Raw genomic sequence first — 14,793 nt, 5'->3', positions numbered from 1 at the left:
GTCCTCGGGCCGCTCCGTCCTGGTGACGAAGCTCGTCGCGGCCGCGGTCGCACTGGGCCTCGTGCTCGCCTTCCCGGCGCTCGCGCCGGACCCGTTCATCCTGTCGGTGGGCGTGGTGATCGCCAGCTACGCCGCGCTCGCGGTGGCGTGGAACTTCGTCGGCGGGCTGACCGGCTACATCTCGCTGGGACACGCCGCCTACGCGGGGCTGGGTGGCTACGGCACCGCGCTGCTGGTGACCAAGGCCGAGGTGAACCCGTGGGTCTCGATGGTGGTCGCGGCCGTGCTCGTGGGCCTGGCGGCGGTGCCGATCGGGATCGCGTCGCTGCGGGTCCGGGGTGCCTCGTTCGTGATCGTCTCGATCGCGCTGGTGCTCATCCTGCTGCTGGTCGCGCAGAGCTGGGCCGACGTGACCGGCGGGTCCAACGGGCTGCGGGTGCCGCGGCCGTTCGGCACCGACGTACTCCGGCCCGAGCAGCACGAGCGGTTCTTCTACCTGTTCGTGGCGCTGACCCTGGTCGCCCTGGTGCTGTGGTGGGCGATCGACCGCTCGCGGCTCGGCACCGGCCTCAAGGCGATCCGGGAGGACGAGGACAAGGCCCAGGCGCTGGGTGTGCCCACTTATCTCTACAAGCTGGTCGTCTTCGTCGTCTCCGCGTTCATGACCGCGATGGCGGGCGGGATGTACGCCCTCTGGTTCGGCTCGCTCGACCCGATCTTCCAGTTCTCCATCCTGACCGGTTCCTATCTGGTGCTGATGTCGCTGCTCGGCGGCGTACGCAGCCTGCTCGGTCCGGTCGTCGGCGCGGTGATCGTGGGCTATGCGGTCGAGTTCTTCAAGGCGCAGTACGGGGACACCCAGCTGCACCTGGTCGCGCTCGGTCTGCTGCTCGCCCTGGTCGTGCTCTTCATGCCCGACGGGGTCATCCCCTGGCTGACCGCGCAGTTCGACCGGTTCCGACCCGGCGACACCTCGATCCGCGAGGTCGACGCCGCCCAGCTGGCCGAGGAGCGCAAGGCGCTCGAGGAGGCGAAGCGATGAGCTTCTTGGAGACGGATGGACTGACCAAGGCTTTCGGCGGCGTACGCGCCGTGGACGAGGCCACGGTCAGCTTCCAGGAGGGCAAGATCAACGCCCTGATCGGCCCGAACGGGTCGGGCAAGACCACCTTCTTCAACTGCGTGACCGGGATGATCCGGCCCGACTCGGGCACCGTGACCTACCAGGGCCGCGACGTGACCGGCCACGCACCTCACCGGATCGCGCGGGCCGGGCTCGGGCGCAGCTTTCAGCTGTGCCGGATCTTCCCGCGGATGACGGTGCTCGACAACGTGCTGGCCGGGGTGCGGTCCAAGGGGCTGGTCCATCGGCTGCGCGGGGCGCACAACCCCGACGACATCGCCCGGGCGCGGGAGCTGCTGGCCCGGGTCGGCATCGAGCACCTCGAGCGCAGCGAGGCCCGCGACATCTCCTACGGGCAGCAGAAGCTGCTCGAGCTCGCCGGGGTGCTGATGGCCGAGCCCGACACGATCATGCTCGACGAGCCTGCCGGCGGTGTGAACCCGGCGCTGATCGGCCGGATCGCCACGCTCGTGCGCGAGCTCAACGCCGAGGGCCGCACCTTCGTCATCGTCGAGCACAACATGGAGCTGGTGATGAGCCTCTCCGACCATGTCGTGGTCTTCGACCGCGGCCGCCCGATCGCCTCCGGTGCGCCGGCGGACGTGCAGAACGACCCACGAGTCCTGGAGGCCTACCTTGGTGTCTGAACCTCTTCTCGAGCTGCGCGACATCGAGGCCGGCTACGGTCGTGCGGCGCTGGTGCTGCGAGGCCTCACCGTCACCGTTCCCGCAGGTCAGATCGTCTGTCTGGTCGGCCCGAACGGAGCCGGCAAGTCCACCGTGCTCAAGGTGGCCAGCGGCATGCTGACGCCACGTTCGGGGACCATCACCGTCGACGGCGTCGACGTCACCCGCAACGGGCCGCAGCAGATGCTCCGCGCGGGCATGGCTCACGTCCTCCAGGGCCACTCCGTCTTCAAGGAGATGACCGTGGCCGAGAACGTCGGTCTGGGCGCCTACACGGTGCGCGACGCGGCCGCGATCCAGGAGCGGACCGACTTCGTGAAGACCCTCTTCCCGGTCGTCGCCGAGCGGTGGAACACCCTCGCCGGCGCGCTCTCCGGTGGCCAGCAGAAGCAGGTCGAGTTCGCCCGCTCGCTGATGGTGAGCCCGAAGGTGGTGCTGCTCGACGAGCCCAGCATGGGCCTGGACCCGAAGACCACGGCGACCGTGTTCGAGCAGGTCGTACGCATGCGGGACGCCGGTCTGGCGGTCCTGCTCGTCGAGCAGAACGCGCGGCGGGCCCTGGAGTCGGCGGACCTGGGATGCGTACTCGATCTGGGGAGGGTGCACATCGCAGGGGCCGCCGCCGACCTGCTCGCCGATCCGCGCATGGCCGAGCTCTATCTCGGGGGAGCCGCAACAACCTCAGCAGGGACCACCGACGGTCCCGATTAGGGGAAGGGAATGCACCATGAGATGGAAGCTGAACCGAATGGTGGGGCGAGGCGTACGCGCCGGTGTGGTCGCCCTCGCAGTGGCACTGGCCGCTCCGCTCGCCGGAGCCCACGCCCAGATACATACACAGCCGACCGAAGGACCCGGCCTGGCCGTGGTCAAGCCCAGGGCGAGCCTCGCTGACTGGGATCCGGTCACGGAGGAGAAGTGGGCCTTCGAGGGCGGCCAGGTCATCCTGACCGAGCCTGGGACGGCACAGCCCGGCCCACGACGTCCCTTCGAGTACGCCGTGGTGACCAAGGGTCCCGAGCTCGGCTCGCTGACCTACCGCGCCGAGGTCCGCATCGACGAGGCCGTCACGGTCACCAACCGCGACGTGATCCTGGTCTGGAACTACCAGTCCCCGACGCGCTTCTACTACGCGCACCTCTCGACCGACAACACCATCTACCCCCACAACGGCATCTTCGTGGTCAACGACGCCGACCGGCTGCGCATCGACCACCAGTGGAACGGCACCGTCGGCGCCGCGCCGTCGATCACCGACGCCGAGTGGCACGACGTACGCCTCGACTACAACGCCCGCACGGGCGCGATCGCGGTCTACCTCGACGGCGCCGACGAGCCCCGGATGACCGCCACCGACACCACCTTCACCGGAGGCCGGTTCGGCTTCGGTTCCTTCGACAACTTCGGGCGCATCCGCGACGTCACCGTCGCGGGCCTGCGTCATCGCTGAAGCGCACCTCGGTAAGGAGAGAACACACCCATGGGAACCTCACGTCTATGGGGCGGTCTCGCGGTGGGCGCCATGCTCGCCGCGCTACTCACCCCCACGCTCTCTGCCAACGCCGCCATCCCCGGCAGCGAGCCCGTCCCCGACCCCATCCCCGAACAGCCCCTACGCAGCAGCCTCGGCCTCGTGCTCCAGGAGGTCGCTCAGCTTCCCAAGACCGAGCCCTACCCCGCTCCGACCGACCAGCGCCTGGTCCGCCAGAACCGCATCAACTTCATCGGTGAGGTCCCCGACGGCTCGGGCCGGATGTACGTCCCCGACCTCAACGGGCCGATGTATCTCCTCGAGGGCGGGCAGCAGCACGAGTACCTCAACCTCCGGGACCACTTCGTCGACTTCTGGTCCGGTGCCGGGCTGGGCAGCGGCGCCGGGTTCATCACGTTCCACCCCGAGTTCGAGACGAACGGGCTCTTCTACACCACCCACACCGAGCGCTTCGGCGGCTTCGCCAAGACGCCCACGTTCCCGTCGCAGACCAATCCCGGCTCCGGGCGGACGGTCAGCGTGGTCACCGAGTGGGACGCCACCGACCCTGCGGCCGACACCTTCGAGGGCACCAGCCGTGAGGTGATGCGGATCGACTTCGCCGGTCAGATCCACGCCATCCAGCAGATCGACTTCAACCCGACCGCCAGGCCCGGCGACGAGGACTACGGGCTGCTCTACATCGCCTCGGGCGACGGCGGCAACGGCGTCCGCAGCGACGACCCGCAGAACCTCGGCAACCCGTTCGGCAAGATCCTGCGGATCGACCCGCTCGCCCGCGACGGGCGCAACGGCGCGTACGGGGTCCCGGACAGCAACCCGTTCGTCGACCGGGAGGGCGCGATCGGCGAGATCTGGGCGTACGGCATGCGCGACCCGCACCGGTTCTCCTGGGACGTCGAGAAGGGCACCCTCCTGCTCGGCCACATCGGCCAGCACGCGATCGAGGGCGTCTACGACGTACGCGCCGGGGACAACCTCGGCTGGAGCGAGATCGAGGGCCGGCTGCTCTACGACAACACCGACGAGTGTGCTCTCTACACGGTCCCCGACGACTACGACATGTCCGGCTTCACCCTTCCCGTGGCCTCCTTCGACCATGACCCGCCGGCCAACTACTCCTGCACCTCCGACAGCGGGCACGCCGTCAGCGGCGGTGTCGTCTACCGCGGCCGGTTCGACGACCTGAAGGGCAAGTACGTCTTCGGTGACCTGGTCAACGGCGAGGTCTACTGGACCGACTCCCGCCAGATGCGCCGCGGCAGCAGCCGGGAGGCGACCCTGCACCAGATGCAGCTCTTCGACACCTCGGGCAAGCGGCTCTCGATGCAGGACTTCGTCGACGACCCGCGCGTCGACCTGCGCTTCGGCACCGACTCCCGCCGCAACCTCTACCTGCTGGCCAAGGCCAACGGGAAGATCTGGAAGGTCGTGAACACGGTGCACCGGCCCTGGCCGAGCGAGGTCGTGCCGTCGCTGCGCGAGGACCTGGTCAGCTACTACGACTTCGAGCACCCCTTCGCCCCGGGGTCGCGCGAGGAGGACCAGGGCTTCTCGCGGACGCTGCTGAACCAGGTCAACGGCGGTAACGCCATGCAGGTGCGCGACTCGGCCTACCGGACCAGCAACAACGCGCTGCAGACCCAGCAGCTGAACCCGGAGGTCAACGGCAACGACGACTGGAAGGCGGGGGCGTGGAACCAGAACGGGGTCGCCTCGCTGGCGCCGTTCGCGGGAGCCGAGCAGATCACCGTGGCCGGCTGGTTCAAGGTCGACATGGACGGGCCGGCACTCAACTCGGTGACCGCCGATCCGACAGACCGGTTCAACGCGATCGGCCTGGCCGGGGTGCTCTCGGGCAACTCCGACGGCCACGGCGTACGCGCCCTGCTGGAGCTCATCAACGTCGACGGCACCCTGCGCCTGGTCGCGCTGGGACGCCGGCTCGACGAAGGGGCCTCGCAGACCTTCGCCGCCTCGGCGGACTGGCAGACCCTGCTGCCACGAGGTCAGTGGGTGCACCTGGCGGCGACGTTCGACTACACCACGGGCAAGATGGCGCTCTACCGCAACGGCAAGGCCGTCGAGGGGTTCTACACCTCCGCCGGTGACCCGTGGCAGGTCGACGGCACCGGCACCTCCGACACGTTGCCGCGTGGCTACAAGGTCGGCGGGTCCTTCCCGCAGGACACCGTCGAGCGGAACCCCTGCAACTGCCGGATGGACTCGCTGATGTTCCTCGACCGGGCGATCACGCCCGATGAGGCGCGAGCCCAGTACCAGCGGTTCGTCAACGGCCGCTGACGCCGACGGGGGTCCACGGCTCGGTTCAGCGAACCGGGCCGTGGACCTCGCTGCGTAGGCGGGCCATGGTGGCGTCGAGGTCGGCCGCGGTGCGGGCCGCGGCGCCGAGCTCGTCGCGCAGGGTCGAGGGGACGGTGCCGTCGTACTTGTAGTAGATCGAGTGCTCGACGCTGGCCCAGAAGTCCATCGCGATCGTGCGGATCTGCAGCTCGACCGGCACGTCCACCGCCCGGTCGGAGAGGTAGACCGGCACCTTGATGATGAGGTGGAGGCTGCGATAGCCGTTGGCCTTCGGGTCGGCGATGTAGTCCTCGACCTCGACCACGTCGACATCGGACTGGCTGCCCAGCATCTCCATGATCCAGTAGACGTCGGAGACGAACGGGCACACGACCCTGATCCCGGCGATGTCGCGGATCTGCTGCTCCAGCGCCTCGAGGGTGAGCGGGCAGCCGATCTTGCGGGCCTTGGCGAGCAGGCTGTCGGGCGACTTGAGCCGAGTGCGTACGTGCTCGATCGGGCTGTGATCGTGGGCGTGCTCGAACTCCTCGCGCAGGATCGCGATCTTGGTCGAGACCTCGTCGATCGCGAACTTGTAGCGCATCCGGAACCTGGCCAGCTCGCGCGCCATCTCGTCGCTGCTCGCTTCGACGAGATCGATCAACCCGTTGAGCGGGTTGTCGTCGACTGTGGTCATTGTCCCCCTCCTGACACAGAGCCATCTTTGCAGGCGGCGACAAGACGATGGCGTGGTGCCCGGCGCGAGACCGGGGCGAGCGGCCCGGTGCTCGCCGGGTCTTCGGTCCCTCTTCTGGACACCGAGGTGCAGCCGGCTGGGTGCGCTCGATACAGTGACACCCCTCGGGGGATAAATACCCCTCGGGGGATACAGGTCTGTTCGGGTTGCCTACGAGTAAGGACACTTCCCCCACATGCGCATTCTGCTGCTCGTCTCCGCGTTCAACGGTCTGACCCAGCGCGTCTGGTGCGATCTGAAAGAGGCCGGCAATGACGTCGGTGTCCTCCTGGCCCCGGTCCACGACGACTCCTCCCTGGTGGCGGCGGTCGAGGCGATCGAGCCCGAGCTGATCCTGTGCCCGTTCCTCAAGCACCGGGTGCCCGAGGCGGTCTGGGGTCGCTATCCGACGGTCGTGATCCACCCGGGCCCGGTCGGCGACCGAGGCCCGTCCTCGCTCGACCACGCCACTCTCGACGGGCGGGACCGCTGGGGCGTGACCGCGCTGTCGGCCGTCGAGGAGATGGACGCCGGCCCGGTCTGGGCGACCGAGACCTTCGCGATGCCCGAGGTCCCGATCGCGAAGAGCGCGCTCTACAACGGCCCGGTCGCCGATGCCGCGATGGACTGCGTCGCGGAGGTCCTCCGGATGGTCGCCGCGGGGGAGGCGCCGAAGCCGGCCGAGGAGTGGGCCGCTGAGGTCGAGGGCACCGGCGAGCTTCCGCTGCTGCGCCGCAAGGCCTTCGAGATCGACTGGTCCGCGCCGGCCGCCGAGATCGCCCGGAGGATCGCCGCGGCCGACGGTGCCCCGGGTGCACCGGCGACCGTCGGTGGGAAGACGTACTGCCTCTTCGACGCCGCCACGACGCCTGAGGACCATGGCGACGTGGAGCCGGGCACCGTGGTCGGGATCGACACCGACGCGGTCGCGATCGCCACCGGTGAGGGCACCCTGTGGGTCGGCTACGCCGCCACGCTCGAGAAGAAGCGCGGCCCCAAGCTTCCAGCGGCCTGGGTGCTCGACACCAGGCACGCGCCCTACCGGAGGATGCCCGACGCGCTGGCCGAGACGACCTACGAGCGCGACGGCGACGTCGGCTACCTCACCCTCCGCTCCTACAGCGGCGCGATGTACACCCAGCAGTGTCGCCGGATGACCGATGCCGTCCGCAAGGCGCTCATCGAGGACACCAAGGTATTGGTCGTACGCGGCACCGAGCACGCCTTCTCCAACGGCATCCACCTCGGCGTGATCGAGGCGGCGCAGGACCCGGCGGCCGAGGCCTGGGACAACATCCGGGCCATCGACGAGCTCTGCCTGGCGATCGCCGAGGCCGAGCAGCTGACCATCGCCGCGTTCACCGCCAACGCCGGAGCCGGCGGCGTGATGGCCGGCCTCTGCGCCGACATCACGGTCGCGCGCGCCGGTGTCGTGCTGAACCCCTACTACGACATGGGCATCTTCGGCTCCGAGCTGCACACCTGGGGCCTGCCGAGCCGGGTCGGCGCCGAGAAGGCCGACGAGCTGCTCGGCGCGAAGCTGCCGATCTCGGCGGACGAGGCGGCGCGGATCGACATGGTCAGCGATCTCGGTCCGCGCGACGCGGCCGAGTTCGACGGCTGGCTGCGCAACCTGGCGCAGAGCGTTGCCGAGCCCGAGGCGTACGTCCCGGCCCTGGCGGCCCGCGAGGCACGCCGTGCCTGTGCGATGCCGATGTCCTACTACCAGAGCATCGAGCTGGCCGAGATGGCCCGCGACATCTTCGACGACCGCTTCGGGTTCGCCGCGAAGCGGAAGGCGTTCGTCAGCAAGGCCGCGCCGACCGAGACGCCGGCGAAGGTCCGGTTCTGACCGGTTGACAAACTAGAACGTGTTCCACCAACCTGGTGGTGTGTGACCTGACTCACACACCACCAGGAGGAGCACGTGACCCAGGCGTCCCCGCCGCCCGAGATGACCTTCCAGCGATCGGGCCGCGACCCTGCGGCGATCGGCGCGAGGCTGGAGCAGTGGCTGGCCACGGCGCTACCGCCAGGTGCTGATCCCGAGGTCGACCTCATCGGGGGCATCGACGCCAACGGGCTCTCCAGCGAGACCGTCCTGCTCGATGTCACCTCGACCGTCGCCGGAGACAGGCAGACGAAGGCGTACGTCCTTCGGGTGGCGCCCCGCCCCGAGGACATCCCCGTCTTCGCGACCTATGACCTGCAGGCGCAGTACGACGCGATGCGCCTGGCCGGCTCGCTGTCTCCCGTGCCGGTCCCGGAGGTCGGTCTCGCCGAGATGAGCGGCTCGGTCCTGGGCACGCCGTTCTTCCTGATGGAGCGGGTCGAGGGAGTCGTCCCGCCCGACGTGATGCCCTACAACTTCGGCGACAGCTGGCTCTTCGACGCCTCGCCCACGGACCGCGCGGCGCTTCAGAGGCGTTCGGTCGAGGTGCTCGCTGGACTCCATGCGATCCCCGACGCCGCCTCGCGGTTCGCCTTCCTCGATCCCGCCGCGGCCGGTCATTCCGGCGAGACGCTGGTCGCCCGCAACCTGGCCAAGACCCGGGCCTGGTACGCCTTCGCCTCCACCGCCGAGGAGTGGGGCGGCCGCTCGCCGCTGGTCGAGCGAGGTCTGGCCTGGCTCGAGACCCACCTCCCCGAGACTGGCCTCTCCGAAGATGGCGGCGAGCCCGTCCTGTGCTGGGGTGACGCGCGGATCGGCAACATCATCTACCGCGACTTCGCGCCGGTGGCGGTCCTCGACTGGGAGATGGTCAGTCTCGGGCCTCGCGAGATGGACGTGACCTGGATGATCTTCGCCCACCGCATCTTCGAGGACCTGGCCTCGATGCTGGAACTGCCCGGGATGCCGGGCTTCCTCACCGCCGACGAGGTCCGGAAGGCCTATGCCGCGGCGAGCGGTGTCGAGCTCGGCGACCTGACCTGGCACGAGGTCCACGCGGCCGTCATGTGGGGGATCATCTACCTGCGGATCGCGGCGCGGCAGATCCACTTCGGTGAGATCGAGGCGCCCGAGGACCCGGAGTCGGTGCTCTACCACCGGGCGATGTTCGAGGCGATGCTGGACGAGGTCGGTGCGTGAGCGTGCTGGGCGGGCACGGGGAGTACGTCGGCGTCGGGCCGCTCGACGAGTATCCGATCCACCAGCTCCCGCGACCGGTGGCCTGGGCGGGGAGCAGCGACCGCAACTTCTACGACCGCTGCTACCTCAACGCCCACGACCGCACCGGCGACATCTTCCTCATCTCCGGGATGGGGTTCTATCCCAACCTCGGCACCAAGGACGCGTACGTCCTGCTCCGCCGTGGCGACGAGCAGACCGCCGTTCACCTGGGCGACGGCGCCGACCCGCGGGGCGGTGACCGGCTGGAGCAGCGGGTCGGGGCGTACCGGATCGAGGTCTCGGAGCCGCTGCGGAAGCTCCGGCTGGTGATGGAGGAGACTCACGGGATCGCCCTGGACCTGCGATGGGAAGGCTCGTTCGAGGTGGTCCAGGAGCAGCCGCACGTGATGCGTCAGGGTGCGGCGACAGTGCTCGATGCGCAGCGGTTCGCGCAGGTCGGGACCTGGGAGGGGGTGATCGAGGTCGACGGCGAGACGATCGTCGTCGACCCCGACCGCTGGGTCGGCACCCGGGACCGGTCCTGGGGCATCCGCCCCTCCGGCGAGGGGCTGCCGCCGGGCAAGCCGGCCGATCCGGGATTCGACGGGATGTGGTGGCTCTATGTGCCGCTGCGGTTCGAGGAGTTCGCCGTCGTCCTGATCATCCAGGAGACACCGGACGGTCATCGCACCCTCAACGACTGCACGCGGGTGTTCGCCGACGGCCGGGTCGAGCAGCTCGGCTGGCCGCACGTGCGGGTCCACTACCAGGAGGGAACGAGGCTCCCGGAGGGCGCGACGATCACGTGCACGACTCCGTCAGGGGAGCAGCTGGTGCTCGAGGTCGCCTCGCTGCTGGGTGTGCCGATCCATGTCGGTGGTGGCTACGGCGGCGACTCGGACTGGGCTCACGGGGTCTGGAAGGGCGCCGGGTTCACCGAGCGGCTGACCTACGACATGAAGGCGCCCGACGTCGTCGGCCGGGTGCCGTTCGGGGTGATCGACCACGTCGGGCGCGCGGTCGCGCACGGTCCGGGTGCCGATGCGGTCGAGGGCTGGGGGCTCTTCGAGCACGGGGTCCTCGGTCGCCACGACCCTTCCGGCTTCACCGACTGGTTCGACCGCGTCTGACCCAAGCCTGCCGAGGCGTCGCTCCCGTCGGCCGAGACGGCAATCGAGTGCCATCTCGACCGACGCAAGTGACGTCTCGGCCCGTGTACCTGACTTCTCGGCGGTCTCAGGATCCGAACATCCGTTTATGGCTAAACTCTAGTGACTTACTCTGGTTTGGACGGACCAACCAGAGGAGAGCCATGATCCGCCCCACCCCACCGCGCCTGACCGCCATCGCCGCCGTTCTCTCGACCCTGCTCCTGGGGCTGACGGCCTGCGGCGGTGCCGATGCGTCCAGTGCCTCCAAGCTCGCCGCCGACGCGGCGCTCCCCGACCAGGTCCCCGAGGGGACTGTCCTGCGCCTCGGGCTCCCGCCCATCGAGGTTGCGCTGAAGGCGTCCGGCCTGATCGACGAGGTCGAGGGCTACGAGATCGAGTGGGCCAACATCTCCGGTGGTCCGAAGAGCATCGAGGCGTTCCGCGCGGACGCGCTGGACGCGAGCTACGTCGCTGACATCCCGCCGCTGTTCGCGACCTGGACCGACACCCCGGTCAAGATCGTCGCGGTCACCGAGAACCCCGACCCGCTCGACAACCCGATCTATGAGCTCGGCATCGCGCCGAAGTCGAAGGTCAAGACGCTCGAGGACCTGAAGGGCAAGAAGATCGCCTACTCGCCGGGCCAGGCCCAGGGCGCGCTGGTCCTCAAGACGCTCGAGGCTGCTGGGCTCACCCAGGAGGATGTCGAGCTGGTCGAGATCCAGAGCGTCGACGACACCTTCTCCAACGCGCTGGCCTCCAACCAGGTCGACGTCGCCCCGCTGGGCGGGCCGCAGCTGACCTCCTATCTGGCCAAGTACGGCCGTGACGGTGCCACCTCGATCCGGACCGGCATCCGCGACGACGCGACCCTCATCTACGGGCCGGAGGAGACCTTCGAGGACGCCGCCAAGGCGGCCGCGTTCAAGGACTTCCTCGGGCTGTGGGTCAAGTCCGAGAAGTGGGTCGACGAGCACCCGGACGAGTGGATCCAGGCCTACTACGTCGACCACGAGGGACTCACGTTCGAGGACGGCAAGAAGGTCTTCGAGACCTCTGGCCAGAACGTCATCCCGGAGAACTGGGACGACTTCATCAAGCGCCAGCAGGAGACCGCGGACATCCTCTCGAAGGAGCAGAAGCATCCGGAGCTGGACGTCACCGAGCTCTACGACCGCCGCTACGAGAAGGTCATCGCCGAGGCCGTGAAGGACGGTCGGTGATGGCCACCACCGCAGTCGAGGCGCCGATCGTCGGCGTCGTCTCCGAGAAGACCACCGACAAGAGGGTCGTACGCCGCCGCCTCGGCCCGGGGCCGCGGGTCCCCGGCACGCTGTGGATCGGACCGATCCTGCTCCTGGGGCTGTGGTGCCTCGCCTCGGCGACGGGCGTGCTCGATCCGCGTACGTTGTCCGAGCCATGGGTGGTCGTCGAGACTGCTCAGCGGCTGATCGCCGACGGACGGCTTCCCGACGCCCTCGCGACCTCGGCCTATCGGGCCGCGCTCGGGCTGGTGATCGGGGTCGGCGCCGGGCTGGCGCTCGCGCTCGTCTCCGGGCTCAGCCGGGTCGGTGAGGCGCTGATCGACGGTCCGGTGCAGGTCAAGCGGGCCATCCCGAGTCTGGCGCTGATGCCGCTGCTGATCCTGTGGCTGGGGATCGGGGAGCCGATGAAGGTGATCACGATCGCCCTCGGCGTACTCATCCCGATCTACATCCACACCCACAACGGGTTGCGTGGCATCGACAGCCGCTATGCGGAGCTCGCCGAGACCGTCAGCCTGGGGCGCGGCGCGTTCGTCCGGCATGTCGTGCTGCCGGGTGCGACGCCGGGCTTCCTGCTCGGGCTGCGGTTCGCGGTGCTCAATGCGCTGCTGTCGCTCGTGGTCGTCGAACAGGTCAACGCGACCAGCGGCATCGGCCACATGATCACCCTCGCGTCCAGCTACGGCCAGACCGAGATCATCGTCGTCGGCCTGGTCGTCTACGCCCTGCTGGGCCTGGTCGCCGACGGCATCGTCCGCTTCACCGAGAGGAAGGCACTGGCATGGCGACGCACGCTGGAGAGTCACTGACTGCACCCGAAGGACCCGCCGTACGCGTCGAGGGGCTGCGCCGCAGCTTCTCCGAGGCCGGCGGGGTGCTCAACGGGCTCGACCTCACCATCGCCCGCGGCGAGTTCGTGGCGCTGATCGGGCGCTCGGGCTCCGGGAAGTCCACGCTGCTGCGGGCGCTCGCCGGCCTCGACCGCGCCGTCTCGGGCTCAGGTGTCGTGGAGGTGCCCGAGCGGGTCTCGGTCGTCTTCCAGGACTCCCGGCTGCTGCCGTGGCGGCGGGTGCTGGACAACGTGGTCCTGGGGCTGTCGGGTCCCGACGCCCGAGCCCGTGGTCTCGAGGCGCTCACCGAGGTCGGGCTCGAGGGTCGCGACAAGGCCTGGCCGCACGAGCTCTCCGGCGGCGAGCAGCAGCGCGCGGCGCTGGCGCGGTCGTTGGTCCGCGACCCGCAGCTGCTGCTCGCCGACGAGCCGTTCGGTGCCCTGGACGCGCTGACCCGGATCAAGATGCACAAGCTGCTCCAGAAGCTGTACGCCGCCCACAACCCCGCCATCCTGCTGGTCACCCACGACGTCGACGAGGCGATCGCGCTCGCCGACCGGGTGATCGTGCTGGTCGACGGCGTCGTCGGCTCCGACATCCGGATCGACCTGGGCGCCAAGAGGAGCCCGGGCGACCCGCGGTTCGCGTCGCTGAGGGCCAAGCTGCTGGCCGAGCTCGGCGTGGTCGACTCGGTCGAGGAGGAGGTGGCCTGATGGGCGCCCGACAGCTCCACTTCAACCTGTTCCTGCTCGACACCGGTCACCACGAGGCGTCGTGGCGGCTCCCGGATTCTGACCCGCATGCCAACCTGTCGCTCGCGGCGCATCAGCATCTGGCGCGGGTGGCGGAGGAGGCCAAGTTCGACTCGCTGTTCCTGGCCGACTCCCCGGCTCTGTTCGGCGAGCCGGGCCGTCGGCCGTCGGGGCGGATCGAGCCGACCGTGCTGCTGTCCGCGCTGGCGGTCTCCACGCAGCACATCGGCCTGATCGCCACGGCCTCGACGTCGTACAACGATCCGTTCAACCTCGCCCGGCGGCTCGCCTCGGTGGACCACATCTCCGGCGGTCGGGCGGGGTGGAACATCGTCACGACCGCCGGGGATGCTGCGGCGCGCAACTTCGGTCTGGAGGGGCAGCCGCTGCACAAGACCCGCTACGAGCGGGCCTCGGAGTTCCTGGAGGTGGCGACCAAGCTCTGGGACAGCTGGGCCGACGACGCGATCGTGGCGGACAAGGACGCCGGGGTGCATGCGCTCGGTGACCGGATTCGGCCGATCTCTCATGTTGGGCCTCACTTCTCGGTGGAAGGCCCGCTCAACCTGGCGCGATCGCCGCAGGGCCACCCGCTGCTCGTCCAGGCCGGCTCCTCCGACGACGGCAAGGAGTTCGCGGCCCGCTGGGCCGAGGCGATCTTCACCGCCCAGCCGACGCTGGCCGAGAGCCAGGCGTTCTACGCCGACATCAAGCGGCGCGTCGTCGCCGCTGGCCGCAACCCCGACCACGTGCTGGTGCTGCCCGGGATCGTCCCGGTCCTCGGCGAGACCGAAGCCGAGGCGCGTGAGCTGGAGGCCGAGCTCGACCGGCTGATCGCTCCGGAGTACGCCCTCGCCCAGCTCGCTCAGCTGCTCCGGGTCGACCCTTCGCGGCTGGACCTGGATTCGGAGCTGCCCGACGATCTGCCTTCGGAGGACTCCATCGAGGGCGCCAAGAGCCGCTACACGCTCGTCGTCGACTGGGCTCGTCGTGATCGTCTGACGGTCCGTGAGCTGATCGGGAAACTGGGTGGTGGGCGCGGTCATCGCACCTTCACCGGGACCCCTGTCCAGGTTGCTGACACGATCCAGCACTACTTCGAGAACGGCGCTGCTGACGGGTTCAACATCATGCCTGCTGTGCTGCCTTCTGGGATCGAGGCGTTTGCTACTTCTGTCGTGCCGATCTTGCAGGAGCGGGGGCTCTTCCGGACTGAGTACACCGGGGTCACTCTTCGGGATCACTATGGGTTGCCGCGTCCGGAGAATCGGGTTGATCTTGGGGAGGTTGCTTCCTGATCCTTGTTCGGGGTCGGGGTGGGCCGCCGNTCCAGCCACTTCA

General features: G+C 69.2%; 13 protein-coding genes. 12 read left to right on the top strand and 1 reads right to left on the bottom strand.

The features are described 5' to 3' along the window. Nucleotides 1-22: 22 nt before the first annotated feature. From ACFX43_RS14890 to ACFX43_RS14870, 5 genes are read left to right on the top strand one after another with little or no spacing between them, the layout of a single operon-like run. Entirely contained in the window at nucleotides 23-1,042 is a 1,020-nt protein-coding gene (locus tag ACFX43_RS14890; protein ID WP_378826129.1) for a branched-chain amino acid ABC transporter permease, read from the top strand. After that, nucleotides 1,039-1,770: an ABC transporter ATP-binding protein gene (locus ACFX43_RS14885; RefSeq protein WP_378826107.1), complete on the top strand. Its 732-nt coding sequence runs from the start codon at nucleotides 1,039-1,041 to the stop codon at nucleotides 1,768-1,770. The genes ACFX43_RS14890 and ACFX43_RS14885 overlap by 4 nt, the downstream gene beginning before the upstream one ends. Further along, complete coding sequence (locus tag ACFX43_RS14880; protein WP_378826084.1) at nucleotides 1,763-2,521, top strand: ABC transporter ATP-binding protein; 759 nt, start codon at nucleotides 1,763-1,765, stop codon at nucleotides 2,519-2,521. Before ACFX43_RS14885 ends, ACFX43_RS14880 begins: the two co-directional genes overlap by 8 nt. A 16-nt stretch (nucleotides 2,522-2,537) precedes the next feature. Continuing rightward, the gene (locus tag ACFX43_RS14875) at nucleotides 2,538-3,260 is read left to right on the top strand and encodes a hypothetical protein (RefSeq protein ID WP_378826069.1); all 723 of its coding nucleotides are present in this window, start codon (nucleotides 2,538-2,540) and stop codon (nucleotides 3,258-3,260) included. 30 nt (nucleotides 3,261-3,290) lie between these two features. Next, nucleotides 3,291-5,606 (top strand): PQQ-dependent sugar dehydrogenase, encoded by a 2,316-nt coding sequence (locus tag ACFX43_RS14870; protein WP_378826060.1) that lies wholly within the window; start codon nucleotides 3,291-3,293, stop codon nucleotides 5,604-5,606. A 25-nt stretch (nucleotides 5,607-5,631) separates the two neighbouring features. Here ACFX43_RS14870 and ACFX43_RS14865 read toward each other — a convergent pair whose 3' ends face one another. After that, complete coding sequence (locus ACFX43_RS14865) at nucleotides 5,632-6,303, bottom strand: GTP pyrophosphokinase family protein (protein ID WP_378826044.1); 672 nt, start codon at nucleotides 6,301-6,303, stop codon at nucleotides 5,632-5,634. A gap of 235 nt (nucleotides 6,304-6,538) precedes the next feature. On the opposite strand from ACFX43_RS14865, the gene ACFX43_RS14860 reads away from it, so the two are divergent. The 7 genes from ACFX43_RS14860 to ACFX43_RS14830 all read left to right on the top strand — a co-directional run bounded on the left by ACFX43_RS14860 (nucleotide 6,539) and on the right by ACFX43_RS14830 (nucleotide 14,750). Next, nucleotides 6,539-8,194, top strand: coding sequence for an enoyl-CoA hydratase-related protein (locus ACFX43_RS14860; RefSeq protein WP_378826034.1), 1,656 nt, complete (start codon nucleotides 6,539-6,541; stop codon nucleotides 8,192-8,194). A gap of 75 nt (nucleotides 8,195-8,269) precedes the next feature. After that, on the top strand, nucleotides 8,270-9,433 hold the full coding sequence (locus ACFX43_RS14855) for a phosphotransferase family protein (protein ID WP_378826023.1): 1,164 nt from the start codon (nucleotides 8,270-8,272) through the stop codon (nucleotides 9,431-9,433). After that, a complete protein-coding gene (locus ACFX43_RS14850; protein WP_378826017.1) occupies nucleotides 9,430-10,584 on the top strand; it encodes a hypothetical protein in 1,155 nt (384 codons plus the stop codon). The genes ACFX43_RS14855 and ACFX43_RS14850 overlap by 4 nt, the downstream gene beginning before the upstream one ends. Nucleotides 10,585-10,766: 182 nt before the next feature. Further along, complete coding sequence (locus ACFX43_RS14845; RefSeq protein ID WP_378826003.1) at nucleotides 10,767-11,828, top strand: ABC transporter substrate-binding protein; 1,062 nt, start codon at nucleotides 10,767-10,769, stop codon at nucleotides 11,826-11,828. Then, the gene (locus ACFX43_RS14840) at nucleotides 11,828-12,679 is read left to right on the top strand and encodes an ABC transporter permease (protein WP_378825961.1); all 852 of its coding nucleotides are present in this window, start codon (nucleotides 11,828-11,830) and stop codon (nucleotides 12,677-12,679) included. The genes ACFX43_RS14845 and ACFX43_RS14840 overlap by 1 nt, the downstream gene beginning before the upstream one ends. Further along, nucleotides 12,652-13,413, top strand: a complete 762-nt coding sequence (locus ACFX43_RS14835) for an ABC transporter ATP-binding protein (protein WP_378825940.1) — start codon at nucleotides 12,652-12,654, stop codon at nucleotides 13,411-13,413. The genes ACFX43_RS14840 and ACFX43_RS14835 overlap by 28 nt, the downstream gene beginning before the upstream one ends. Beyond that, a complete protein-coding gene (locus ACFX43_RS14830; RefSeq protein ID WP_378825930.1) occupies nucleotides 13,413-14,750 on the top strand; it encodes an LLM class flavin-dependent oxidoreductase in 1,338 nt (445 codons plus the stop codon). The genes ACFX43_RS14835 and ACFX43_RS14830 overlap by 1 nt, the downstream gene beginning before the upstream one ends. Nucleotides 14,751-14,793: the final 43 nt, after the last annotated feature.

This window comes from Nocardioides sp. YIM B13467 (assembly GCF_042788075.1).
Lineage (GTDB): Bacteria > Actinomycetota > Actinomycetes > Propionibacteriales > Nocardioidaceae > Nocardioides.
This window is presented reverse-complemented; position numbering and strand designations above follow the sequence as displayed.